Annotated in this window: 7 protein-coding genes; 1 reads left to right on the top strand and 6 read right to left on the bottom strand. The window is 43.2% G+C overall.

All coding sequences use genetic code 11. From position 1 onward, the window contains the following. Positions 1-1,320: a TolC family protein gene (locus tag ABID99_RS10195; RefSeq protein WP_090525958.1), complete on the bottom strand. Its 1,320-nt coding sequence runs from the start codon at positions 1,318-1,320 to the stop codon at positions 1-3. A 108-nt stretch (positions 1,321-1,428) separates the two neighbouring features. Between ABID99_RS10195 and ABID99_RS10190 the strand changes: the two genes are divergently transcribed. Beyond that, positions 1,429-2,223, top strand: coding sequence for a helix-turn-helix domain-containing protein (locus tag ABID99_RS10190; protein ID WP_373613627.1), 795 nt, complete (start codon positions 1,429-1,431; stop codon positions 2,221-2,223). A gap of 223 nt (positions 2,224-2,446) precedes the next feature. Here ABID99_RS10190 and ABID99_RS10185 read toward each other — a convergent pair whose 3' ends face one another. The 5 genes from ABID99_RS10185 to ABID99_RS10165 form a co-directional block, all read right to left on the bottom strand. Then, entirely contained in the window at positions 2,447-3,364 is a 918-nt protein-coding gene (locus tag ABID99_RS10185; RefSeq protein ID WP_373613626.1) for a helix-turn-helix domain-containing protein, read from the bottom strand. Positions 3,365-3,442: 78 nt separating this feature from the next. Continuing rightward, on the bottom strand, positions 3,443-4,204 hold the full coding sequence (locus ABID99_RS10180; RefSeq protein ID WP_373613625.1) for an SDR family NAD(P)-dependent oxidoreductase: 762 nt from the start codon (positions 4,202-4,204) through the stop codon (positions 3,443-3,445). A 698-nt stretch (positions 4,205-4,902) separates the two neighbouring features. Further along, positions 4,903-7,479 (bottom strand): TIM-barrel domain-containing protein, encoded by a 2,577-nt coding sequence (locus ABID99_RS10175; protein WP_373613624.1) that lies wholly within the window; start codon positions 7,477-7,479, stop codon positions 4,903-4,905. Between the two features lie 343 nt (positions 7,480-7,822). Next, entirely contained in the window at positions 7,823-9,691 is a 1,869-nt protein-coding gene (locus ABID99_RS10170) for a RagB/SusD family nutrient uptake outer membrane protein (RefSeq protein ID WP_354483325.1), read from the bottom strand. A gap of 10 nt (positions 9,692-9,701) precedes the next feature. Beyond that, positions 9,702-13,139, bottom strand: coding sequence for a TonB-dependent receptor (locus ABID99_RS10165; RefSeq protein WP_373613623.1), 3,438 nt, complete (start codon positions 13,137-13,139; stop codon positions 9,702-9,704). Positions 13,140-13,197: the final 58 nt, after the last annotated feature.

Below are 13,197 nucleotides of genomic sequence, written 5' to 3'. Positions count from 1 at the left end.
TTAAAGTACGCCGGTGATGTTTTGAAGTAGATAATATTTGTTTTGCGCCACAATACGTGCGGTTGCCAGCTCAAAGCGTGTTTGCAGCACCTGCACATCGGCATCAAGCAAGTCGGTAATTAATGAAGTTTGATTGAAATAGGTATTTTTAATAATGCGGGCGTTTTCCTGTGCATGGGCCACATCAACCTCGGCCACACCAATTTGCACCAGCGATTCCTTATATCGTAAGTAAGCCTCTTTAACCTGTTGCCGTACTTTGTCCTCAATGTCTTTATGAGTGGTTTCTTCTTTATCAAGCTCCAGTTTAGCCGAGTTCACTTTATGCCTGTTTTGATAAAGTTGCGATAGCGGCATAGTAACCCTGATACCGGCAACACCAAGCGAGTACCAGGCAGGATTGTAGGGAAATAGGAATATTTGCGGGTTAGCATATGAAAAATCGCTGTAAAGCCCAACCTTTGGCTGATAGTTGGCTTTTACCTGGCTAAGATGCAGTTTACTAACCTGCGTTTGCTTTTCAGAAATATGGTACGCAAAGGAATGTTCCATTGCGTCGGCGAGGTATTTTTCATAAGGCAATTCTGGCACGTCAACTGAATCGAACTCTGTCGGGATGATCACACTTTCATCCGGTTCGCCCATAATGATGTTTAGTTTCTGCGTAGCGATAAGAATATCATTCTCAATGGTTACCAAAGCCATCTTACGCCTGGAAAGATCCAGTTCAACACGCAGCACATCGCTTTTTAAGACCACCCCATTTTTTTGAAGGGCTTTTATCTCCAACAATTGTTTTTCCTGATCGGCAATATCCTTAATGATCAGTTTCCTGAAGACCAGGGCCTTTTGAAGATCAAGATACAGCGCGGCCGTTTTATACCTGATGACAGAGATCGCTTCGTTATTATGGATAACCGCAATCTGGTACAATAGCTTATTCTCTTCAATTTTAAGGTTAAGCTTATTGCCATTATAAAGGTTCAGATAAAAATCGGCCCCTGCTTTGTATAAAGTGTGTATAATTTCGTGTTCCTGCGTGTGCGAAGAAAAAAGGCCATTTTCATAAATGGGCATATTGGTTGCCTTTTCAATGCTGCCAAGCAAACTTACTTCGGGCAACCGTTCCATTATTGCGTCCTTAATCTCCTCGTCAGCAATCAAATTGGCTTTTCTGGTAATCTCAACCTGCCTGCTGTTTTGTTCGGCTTTGCGCCAGGCCTCCGGCAATGTAAGAATGGCAGTGTTTTTAGACTGGCTATATGCGATATTGGCGGTTAACAAACCAGCAAATGCGATCAATATTTTACTGTAGTACATATTTGTGGCAAAAATATGCCTCTCATAATTGCTCGCTTTCGCCTAAGTTGCCAATATTTTCATCATTCCGGCCAATTTTTATTAACTTTGAACTGCGATGATATTCTAATGACGAAAATTGGATTAATAGCTTCTCTCCCCGAAATTGATAATAAACCGGATTCGGTTTTTGTGATGCATGAAAGATCAGAGAAATTAATCCCTTTTCATACCCATACCAAGGGCCAGTTAAGCTACGTTGAGGGCGGCTTGGCTTACATCACTACACAAAACAAAACCTATGTAGTGCCTGCAAGGCATTATTTCTGGATTCCGCAGGGCCTGATACATGAACTTCGGGTGGGTGTTTTCGCAACAGCTTTACGATCACTTTATTTTTATTCCACCAACGACGACGCGAATGAATTTTATGGCAAACTGGGTATTTATCCGGCTAGCGAGTTGCTGATCCAAATGATCAATTATACCGAGCGTTGGGACGAACTCCATATCGGCATTGGCGATCGTAATTTCGATTTCCTGGTAGCGCTGAAGAATATGCTGCCCGACTTAAACAAAAGGTCGTTGCCTATTATGTTGCCCAAAACTGAACATGAGCTAATGCAAAAGATCATGAATTATTTAGAAAGCCATATAAGCGAAAAATTAGTTATAGCTGATGTAAGCGAACATTTTGCCATGAGCGAGCGGTCGTTATCGCGCCTGTTTCAGTCGCAATTACGTATTTCGTTTTTGCAATATGTTAAGAGCCTGCGTATGATAACGGCGATAGAGATGATTGTTAAAACACAAAAACCTATTGCTGATATTGCTTTTGAGGTGGGGTATGCCAGTGTTGCGTCATTTAGTGATACATTTTATGCTTTCACCTCATCACGTCCGTCTGACTTGCGGAGGCGTTGATCTGAAAAGTCAGCCGAACGGTCAAGCTTTCCCAGTACCGCTTACCCACACACGTACGCTTTGCACCTCTATAGCAGAATACCAATCTCTGCCCTGGCTGTGGCTCTTGCCAGCTTTTAAGTCCGCCTGTGAAAAAATAGATGTCATTAAACCCTTGTCTTCATTTATTCCCATACAAAGGTCTTGGGCGCTGGCCCCATCCGCTAACAGAAAGTAAGTTTAATCAATTCAATGAAGATTTGAATTGAGCAGGCGATAGCTGCGTTTTGATCTTAAAAAGGCGGCTAAACGATTGCGGATGCTCGAATCCCAATCGATAAGCGACTTGGCTAATGCTCAATGTTGATGTGGCAAGTAATTCTTTAGATCTCTCGATCAGTTGCTCCTGGATGTGCTGTTGTGCGCTAAGCCCGGTGAGCGAGCGCAACATATCACTCAGGTAATTTGGTGTGTAGTTTAATCGATCCGCCAGGTGCTGAACGGTGGGCAGCCCTTTTTTTGTTGGCATTTCTTTTTGGAAGTAACTGTTTAATGCCGCTTCGAACTGCTGAAGCAGGTCGCTGGTGGCGGCCTGTCTCGTCAGGAACTGACGTTTGTAAAAGCGTTTGGCGTACGTCAAAAGCAATTCTATCTGCGCAATGACCACCTCCTGGCTGAAATCATCGATGCGGCTGTTCAACTCTTCCTCAATGATCTTAAAAATGGATGAAATGGTCTTTCTTTCCTGTTCAGAAAGGTGAAGCGCTTCGTTTGATGAATATGAAAAAAAACCATACTGCCTGATCTTGGCAGATAAGGGAAAACCTTGCAAAAAATTCTGATGAAAAATCAACGAGAAACCTTCATTTCCTTTATATACGGATGTGCTGCCAACCACCTGGTTAGGTGCGGTGAATACCATACTGCCTTCGTCAAAATCATAATAGCCCTGCCCGTATCTAAACTTGCCGCCCAGCTTTTCAATAAAGGATATCTTGTACAACGAGGTCACGTAACTGACCGGTAAACGGCTTAAATTGATCCGTTCGTCGCGTGTATCAAACAAGGTGATTAACGGATGCTTAGGCCCTGGGAGATCCAGCATACGGTGAACCTCTTTAATCGATTCTACTTTAGCGATTTTAGGCTTTTCTGTTTTCATAGCTAAAATTACTTAATATGACCGGCAACTGCCTCAGCCGCCGGTCATTTAAGTGCCAGGTAATTGTGATTAATCGAATTACCAGGGCAGTTTTCCTTCCGGACCGGTAAATCCACCTGTCGGGCCATCTGTTTCGAGTGCGACGCGTACTGGCTCACGCGAACCCATTTCCAGGCTATCTGTTCCCTGGAAATTATTGAGCGCAGTAGCTGTATAACCCGGGCTGGTCGCGTTTACCTTGATCCCCTCTTTCTCCAGCTCTAAGGCAAAAGCCAGGGTTACCGCATTTAAAGCAGTTTTAGATGCAGCATAGACGATGCCGAAATGCTCTCGTGCCCAGCATGCCGGATCGGAAATCCAGGTAAGGGAGCCAAGGCCGCTGGATACGTTAACGATGCGCGCTGCTGCTGATTTTCGCAGTAAGGGCAACGCCTTCTGGGTTACAGCGATCACACCGAAGACGTTGGTTTCCCAAACGGTGCGTACTTCATCCAGCGATACGTTAACGGCGCGACCGGTAGCCATTAACTCTTCCGGGGTTTTGGGAGCCGCTCCTGCGTGAGAGACACCCGCGTTATTCACCAGTAGGTCCAGGCGTCCATATTCACCGGTTATTTTAGCTACCGCCGCGTTGATACTTTCCTGCTGTGTGACATCCAGCTGTACTGCTTTTGCATTATCGCCAATCTCGGCAGCTGCCTTTTTGCCGTTCTCCAGGTTACGGGAACCCAAATAAACAATATAGCCGTTAGCGGCAAGCGCTTTAGCAATTTCATTCCCTACACCCTGATTAGCACCGGTTACCAGCGCGATCAGTTGATTATGATTTTGACTTTCCATTTGTTTAATTTTTTTAGTAGAACAAAGGTCTGTATCACAAGTTGCACCGTTTTAACCAAATCAAGGATATTCCTAACCAAATTATTCTATTATTTAAAAGGGCTACCCAGCCTACGATATTGCCTGGACGCCATTAGTTGGCAGCCGGGCTCGTCAGTACAGTAGCATTCAAATATTTGGTCGATTCGGCAGGACGATGTCCTGCCAGCTTTGGGCGACGGTGATTTGTTTGAGAAGCAGTAAACAAAACAAGGTCGTGATTTTTTTCATGGCCTATTATAGTTAGACGTTTGTGAGGCTCTAAATATTATTAGAAATTTTTAGAGCTGATCTATAAAGCCATGTTTGCTCCACGGTAGGCCTGTTGTCATTAACATCAGAATTAACGTTAATACTGTCCATCCCATGTGGATCAATCATTGCGAACTAAACAGAGTCCCGGTTGAAAACAAACAGATTAAGTGATTATCCCACGAGGCAGGGTGGGCTATCCGCAATTAATAAAAGCATAAAAAAAGTTGTCAATAAATTGACAACTTGCCTAAAATAGTACTCAACCCCGTCTGCTATACAAACGTTTTTTTCAGATGACCTAACACGGTTTGCCGCTTTATTTTAATAAATAAGATAAATTTGAAATATCTAAACCGTCTTTAATCGAGCCGCAGCTATATGTCAATATTCGTTAACTATTGAACCTACGGGAGTAATTTTATTAGATCCTTCCTCTCCTGCTCACCAACCTGCTTAAGCAACCTAATTTCTTCTGGGATAAGTTTATAATAGCGCTCAAAATTCTCTAAATAGTTTGCGAAATTCATTGGATGATAACTCAGTAAGCGATTAGTTTCCTCCGCAAAACCAAGATTTTTCGGAATATAAATACCATCATTACCATTGTCGCCATTTTTTAATAAAGATGTTATCATCGACAAGCGTTTGAACTTCTCTACAAGCCCTGCAGTTGTCAAGGTTCCTGGTGCCTCGTTATAGGTTATGCGTAATTGCCTTGCAACCTTGCAGCTCTGGTCAGGAAGCAAAATATTTAAACATAGATTGTCGCCATCATAATTCCAGCAGCCATCCCGGCTATCAGGATTAAATTGCAGAGGTTTGCCGTTCATCGATACCTTTAACGGTGGCTGGGTACCAAATAGCTTTATTTTAATTTTTTTCCGTTTGGCCATGTCTTGATAATTGCCCACAGTAGGCGCGATATTCACAATCAGCTCTTTGTCGTCGAGCTGTGATGCTATGTTAGTTTTGGCAAATTGGTTTTTATAATTTTTATTGTTTCCGTTATCCTCGTAAACCTGGAAATTACCGCTACCTCCCGGAAATATTCCCAGCGTTAGGTTATTCGGATTTTTGTCCAGATTTTGAATTTGATTATTGTACATGGGTATTACCGAGCCGGCTTTTACATATACCGGGTATTCGTTAATCGAAAATGAACGTTCAAGTATTTGCCCTCCCTTTAGCAAAGTTCCTGTAGACCACTCATACCAATCATTTCCTTTCGGCAACCAAACTTTAACTGTGGCGAAGCCTTCCTTAGATGGTGTTGTAATTGGCCTGATAAGCATATTATCGCCAAACATGTACTCTTCTTTATAGCTGTAAGCTTCCGGCTGTTTCGCATAATCATAATACATTGGCCGGCAAAGCCCGATGCCGGTTTCAAACGTTTTCCTTGACATTGTATAAATGTAGGGCACAAGCGCGTAACGCAGCCTGATGGCATCATGTTGTGCTGTGGCATACTCCGGAGCAAAATTCCATATCTCTTTTTTGATAGCTGCGTTTTTAGTAGAATGTGTTCGCATAATGGGGCTAAAGCAACCATATTGCAACCAACGTGTATAAAGTTCAGGCTCTACCCCTTTTTCGTTTCCCTTGAGGATGTGCCCGCCAATATCATGGCTCCAATAGCAATATAAAACGTTCGATGCAGTGCTTGTAAAATAGGGTTCATAAGCCAGTGATTCCCACGACATGAAAGTATCTCCCGAAAATCCAATCTGGTAACGGTGGTTGCCCAATCCTCCCCATCGATGGTACAACAGCGGCCTGTTTTGGCTATGCATTGCCTTATCAGTAAAGAATGTATAATTAAGCCACCATGTATTACTTAGTTGGGGGATCTTATTATCGTTTGGCCATTGTTGCCAGTCCAGCCACCAGAAATTAACGCCGGCTTTTTCTATTGGTCTTAATACGATATCAAATAAGCCACGCATAAACACTTTGTTTGATGCTTCAAACGGGATAGCTTTCCTTTGGGAGGAATCGGTCTTTATATAGGCAGCAAAATCATTATAACGTTGTTCTGTTGGCTGGATACCATCTGCCGGATGGAGATTCAATGTGGTTTTTAAATGGTTGTCCTTCGCCCATTTCAAAAAGTTGCCTGGATCGGGGAAAAGGTTTTTGTTCCAGGTGTAACCTGTCCAGCCCCTGGTATGCCAATCCATATCTATCACCAAAACATCAGTAGGTACATCAAATCGTTTCAGGTTTTGCACCAGTTCCCGAAGCTCGTTATCCGAGTAACTCCAATACCTCGACCACCAGTAACCAAATACATAGCGTGGTAACATAGGCACGTGACCTGCAATTTTGCTAAAATCCAATAACGCGGATTTATAGTCATCACCATAGCCCAGAAAGTACCAATCCAATTTTGAGGCACCAGGAGCGGTTATCCAGGGCCAGTCAGAGTCATCTAATCTTAAGGATTGAGAATCGTCAAGAAAAAACCAGCCATCCCGCGAAAGGATACCATCTTCCAATTGGAGTTTTTGATTACTGTACAAGTTCATTTCACCGTCTTGCCCATCTAAGGTGCGGGAAGTTCCTTTTAAATTGAATTTTTGTTTTTGCCCCGGCTTCCACGATACCGTATCAGCATTCAAAAAACGGATCTTTAGGTTGGTGCTATCAAATACTCCTGAATTGATTTTGTAAGCAAGCTCAATCTTCTTGGTTTTTAGGTAAAACCATTCGTTTTCCGTCCGCGTGCTGAATGCAGGAACAGGCAGTTTACGGTTAACCACAACCAGCGACGCCCTGTTATCATAACTTGCGGGCTGCCCCCATTGTAATCTTATCAGTTGATCTGTAAGAACGGTAAACCGCACGTTCCCGGATTGCACAACAGCTTTTGGGTCGGGCGTTAATTGATTATCATTTTGACCATATGAGTTACTTGCAAAAAAGATTAGGTAGCAGGCTAATAGCTTAAAAAATGTTATTGTTTTATGTTTGTAGGACATTAGCATATAAGTGAACTTTAAAACTGTGATCAGGAATAATCATAAGAGCTGAACGGGGGCGTATCCGGCCAGATAATGTATTTATTTAGCTGACGAGCAGTTGTGAACGGGCATACAATAGCTTTCCGGGTTAAAGAATCCGGTTTTGTTTGATATTAAAAAACAAGAGTGACTTAAAATGATAACAGGTATCCTGCCGTTTACTTTCCGCTTATCAACAGCCAGGCTAAAGCGATTGTCTTATTCAAAACAACCGCTTTAGTTAGCCGTCCTGGCTTTATCTTTACACAGCGTTATTTGAAAACCGAAGGTAAGAGCAAGTCAGCCGATATAAGGGTTTAGGTTACCATCCATAATTTTGTACCAGTGCCGGGTCGATATTAATCTCGGTCTGAGGTATTGGCATCAGGTAATGCCTGTCGGCAAAAACACGGGTTTGATCTACCACCGTTTTATAAAACACCGCAACACCTGCAGCTTCACTATTAGGATCTAAGCCGGTAGAGTTCAGCTCGCCAGGTGTAGGTCTCGCGTTCATGCCGTGCATATTGCCATTGTCTACAGTTTTAGCTATCAACCAACGGCGAACATCCCAAAAACGCTGATTTTCAAAGGCAAACTCCACACGTCTTTCATTTTGGATCCTTTTCCGCATACCTTCTTTTGTATTATCAGAAGCGATGATGGGTAAGCCCGGCATAGATACCCGGCTGCGTACGGCGTTTACAGCGTTATATACATCGCTATTTGGCGCACCTAAATATTCATTCATAGCCTCAGCATAAATCAAATATATCTCGGCCAAACGGATAATCGGAAAGTTACGGTTTGCATCGCCGCCACCTTTTAAATTAACATTAGGATCGGCCCATTTACGCCAGTTGTAACCTGTTTCGCAGTTGGTACCAGGTTTAGGCCAGCCGTCGCAACCACCGCCGTTATTGCCAAACCAGGCAAATTTTAAAGGCCTCGCATTGTTGGTGTAATTCCAAACGTCGTACTGAAAAAATATAGTAGCGTAAAAACGGGGATCCCTGTTTTTATACATATTTGATATATTGGATACAGGCGTATTCCTTACACCGTCCCATAACTGGCCATTCCAAAAGCCCGTAGCTTGATAACCCGATTGAGGGTCTGTTATTGGCCTGCCATTATTCATTTCGTACGAATCAACTAATTCCTGGAATACACTCATTTTTCCGTTTCCGTTAACGGCATTGGCATCGCGGCCGTTAGGTAAATAATTACCTTCGAAATTTCTGTTGTTCCCCATAATATATGGCAATATGATCTCATCATAATTTCTGGTAAAAAACAACTGCGCATAGTTATCAACAGGGTTTGTTGGGTTGGGATTGGATAGTGAATAAGTATTCAGGTTTAGCACGGCTTTGGCTGCGTTGGCAGCCAGTAGCCATTTATTGTTGTCATAGGCCTGAGGAAATAACTGCGTTCCATCGGCATTTTTAATACCGGCATACATCGTGTTTCCGTTAAATAACGGGCTGGCTGCATACAGTAGAGTACGGGCCTTTAATGCTAACGCGGCGCCCTTGGTTATCCGCCCATAATCTGCTGAGCCACTGGCATAATTTACCGGTAAAATTTCCGCAATGGCGTCACATTCTGAGGTGATAAATTTAACCACATCCTCAACGGTGTTTCTTGTTGTGGTGGTGGCAGCCGGATCTGTTGTGGCTAAAACTGTATTGATTAAAGGGACGGCGCCGTATCTTCGGAATAATTCAAAATATTGATTAGCGCGCAGAAACCTCGCTTCCGCCTTGTAAAGCGGAATGCGCGGCGTGTAGTAATCACTCCTCGAAGCCGGGACGGGGGTTTTATCAATACTTGCCAGGAAGATATTTGCAGAACGGATATATTGGTAAGCCCTGCCCCAGATATCGAGTGAGTTATTGGTAGCGTTCCAGGCACCTGAATTAAACGGCAATTCGGGTACATTTTCCCAATGGTTTTTACATTCATCAGTACAGGCCCCTAAAACTGTTCCCCCTCCGTAAATGAACTGTATATCATTATTGTTTAGCGATGCGTATAAATGGTTCCAGGCACCTTCGGCATTTTGGATATTATTAAAAACAGCATCCTGCGTAACCAGCTCTGTTGGTACGACATTAAGATATTTTTTGCAGGAAACCACAGAAATGCAGGCAATTAAAAACAGGTATATGAGTTTGTTGCTTTTCATGTTTAATATTTTAAAATGTAAATCTTAAACCCGCGTTGATCACTTTTTGCTGCGGATAAGTTCCAGTACCATTGTTACCAATTTCCGGATCGAAATTGAAATCTTTTAGCTTGCTCCATGTTAACAGGTTAATGCCATTAACAAAAACGCGGGCGTTCTCTATTCCTATCCTTTTCATCCATGTTGTGGGTAAGGTATAGCCCAGTTCAACGGTTTTTAAGCGCAGGTAATTTGATGAATAGATCCAAAAGGTGGAAGCTTGCTGATTGTTCACGTTATCGGCCGATGAAATACGCGGGAACATATAATTGGCATCGGGATTTGAGGCTACCCAGTGGTTATCAACCACCTGTACCAGCGAACTGGCAAAGCGCGAAAAGGCATAAACCCCTGATCCCGACAGTAAAGTAGAGCCGCCTAAACCACCTTGAAACAGGACACTTATATCAAAATTGGCATAATGATAGCCCAGCGCGACACCAAACTGCGATTTGGGATTGGCTACCTTTCCGGGAAGAAAACCGGCATCTAAACTGTTGATCACATTGTCGCCATTCAGGTCTTTATACTTAATATCACCCGGTTTGGTAACACCAAGGCTGGCTTGCGAAGGGCTGTTATCAATATCCTGCTGGCTCTTAAACAATCCGAGGGCGGTGTAACCGTAAATTTGGTTGATACTCGTACCTTTTAAAGCCTGCCATTCGCGACCGGGATAATCGGGTTGGGCATAAAAAAGGATCTTGTTGGTGGCATAGGCATAATTAACTGTAATACTATATCCCTGTTTTTTGCCAAACTCGTGCCTGTGGCTTAGCGAAATCTCGTACCCCCGGTTATCTGTTATGCCCGCATTAACCGCCGGTATTTGCGGCAAGCCTATAAAAGAGGGGATCAACTGCGAGGTAGCCAGGATATTATTGCGGCGTTCTTTAAAAACATCCGCCGAAAGTGAGAACATCCCTTTCCATAAACTCAGGTCAAGGCCCAGGTTTATTTTCTTTGAGCGTTCCCAGGTTAATAAGGTATTGCCAGCCTGACCTTCCAGGTAACCGGTGTAGCTATTTCCATTGCTGTTAAACCCAAATCTATATGAGTCGCCGGTTACCCATGAACTTAAGTAGAGGAACCGGCTTGACCCTATTTTATCGTTACCAACAATACCGTATGATCCGCGCAATTTAATTTGATCGATAAAGCTAAGCGAGGGGTTATCTTTAATAAAATGCTCGTTTGATGCTATCCAACCTGCAGAAACAGCAGGAAAAAAACCAAACCTGTGCCCTTCGGCAAAGTTTTCAGATCCGTTATAGCCAAAATTAAATTCAACCAGGTAACGGTCATCATAAGCGTAGGCAGCGCGGCCTAAAACACCCTGGTATTTGTAGGGTAACCCTGCTCTCGCGTTTCCTACACCACCACCCACAGCATCAAAAAAGCTCGACTGGTTGTAAATAGCCATCGCTTTTACCGAATGCTTGCCAAAGTCGCGGTCGTAGTTCATATAAGCTTCCAATACAGTGCGTCGTGATCCGTTGGCGTTCACCTGGTAATCAAGGGTACCGGTACCATTATTTACAATCACATAATGGCCATTAGCTGCCAGGTCGGTCTCAGTATCGGCAACTCCCTGGTTCAATAAATATTGGTAAGTGATATTGGATAACGGTCTGTTTACATTTCGGAAGTTATCATTATCAAATGATAACCGGACACGTGTACTCAAACCTTTTGTCAGCCAGCCTAAATCCCATTTAAAACCAGCGGTAGATTGCAGGGCGGTTTCAAAGTTTCGTTGATAACCTGACTGTGTCAGATCAACATACGGTGATTGATTAGTATTGGGCGCGGCACCCGGCGAACCATCCGGATTGGTTATTGGATAATACCATGCGGGTGTTTGTTTGATATCATTAAATATTTGTGAGGCATTTGCCCCGGGATAATTTCTATCATAAACAATAGCACCAAGATTCAGTTCCATCGACAGGTTTTTGGTAAGGTTCAGGTCAATATTCGACCGGAAGTTGTATTTATGGGTTATGGCCTGGATATCGTACTGGCTTACCGCGTCTTCGTAGTTATACAAACCGTTTTGCTGCAAATACGATAACGAGATAAAATATCTTGTTTTTTCGGTACCACCCGTAACGTTCAAATTGCCTTGCGAGAGGTATGAAAACGGCTTTAGCATTGTTTTTGTCCAGTTAACATTAGGGTACAGATATTGGTAGGCCGGATAGGTACGATCACGATACTTATTCAGTAAAGCATCGGTGTAAGCGTTGGTATCGGCAAACAGGCCATCGTTTATCAGACCTTCTTTATAAAGCTTGCGGCCAGTGTATGAATCAACATACTGCGGTAAGGAAGTTGGTGACTGCCAGCCGTTTTGCGCCGTTGCCGAGATACGCGATGTGCCGATCCTTCCGCGTTTGGTAGTAACCAGTACAACTCCGTTAGCGCCTTGGATACCATATATAGCGGTTGAAGCCGCATCTTTAAGGATGCTTACATTTTCTACCTCATTGGCGTCTATGCCACTAAAGTCCCTTTGGATACCATCAACCAAAACCAGGGGAGCCGAATTGTTAGTCGTACCGAAGCCCCTGATGTTCAGAGACGAACCATCGGCACCCGGCTCACCGCTGTTTTGGATGGTTAGCAAGCCTGGCAAGCGGCCGGCCAACGCATTACTTAAATTAGCAACAGGGCTTTGCTGCAGTTCTTTTGTACCTACAGATACTATTGAACCCGTTACGCGTTCTTTGCGCTGAGTTCCGTAACCTACCACAACAATTTCCTGCAAGCCTGTACCAGGAACAAGCGCAATAATCCCCAGGTCTTTCGCTGCTTTAACTTCTTTTGTGGTGTAACCGATGAAAGAGATGACCAGCGTACTGTTGTCAGGAATGTTTTTAAAGGCAAATTCGCCTTTCTCATTGGTGGTCATCCCCTGCCCTGTGCCCTTAATTTTTACCGAAGCACCAGGTAAAGGTCTGCCGGCCTCATCTACCACGGTTCCTTTAACCTCAATATTAGCTATGACCGCTTTATTTTCATTGAGATCCGGTTCAATGGTTTCACCATTGCCCTTAATGACAATGGTTTTTTCGGCAAAACTGTATGAAAGCGCCTGACCTTTTAATAAAATATCAAGTACCTCTTTAATATCGGCATCTTTAACATTGATAGATACTGATGGAGAATTTTGCAGCAACTTATTTTTATAAAAGAAAGTATAGCCGCTTTGCTTATTGATATCTTTTAATACTTTTTCGAGCGATACCCCGTTTTCGGACAGGGTGATTTTTTGGGCGAACACATCCGCTTTAACCTGTAAAGCAAAAGCGATGGTTAACAAAATAATTAGCTTCATCACTAAAAATGTTCTTCGACTTAAAAACAGAAATTCGCAGTTTTTCAAACTACGTAGATTAATTTTCATAGTTTCGTTAGGTTTTTGGTTTGATTAAAATTGAACTGTGCTGGTTTTCTATTAATCT

This window comes from Mucilaginibacter sp. OAE612 (assembly GCF_041806395.1).
Taxonomy (GTDB): Bacteria; Bacteroidota; Bacteroidia; order Sphingobacteriales; family Sphingobacteriaceae; genus Mucilaginibacter; species Mucilaginibacter rubeus.
Note: the sequence above shows the minus strand (reverse complement) of the source record. Positions and strands in the feature narration are given on the sequence as shown.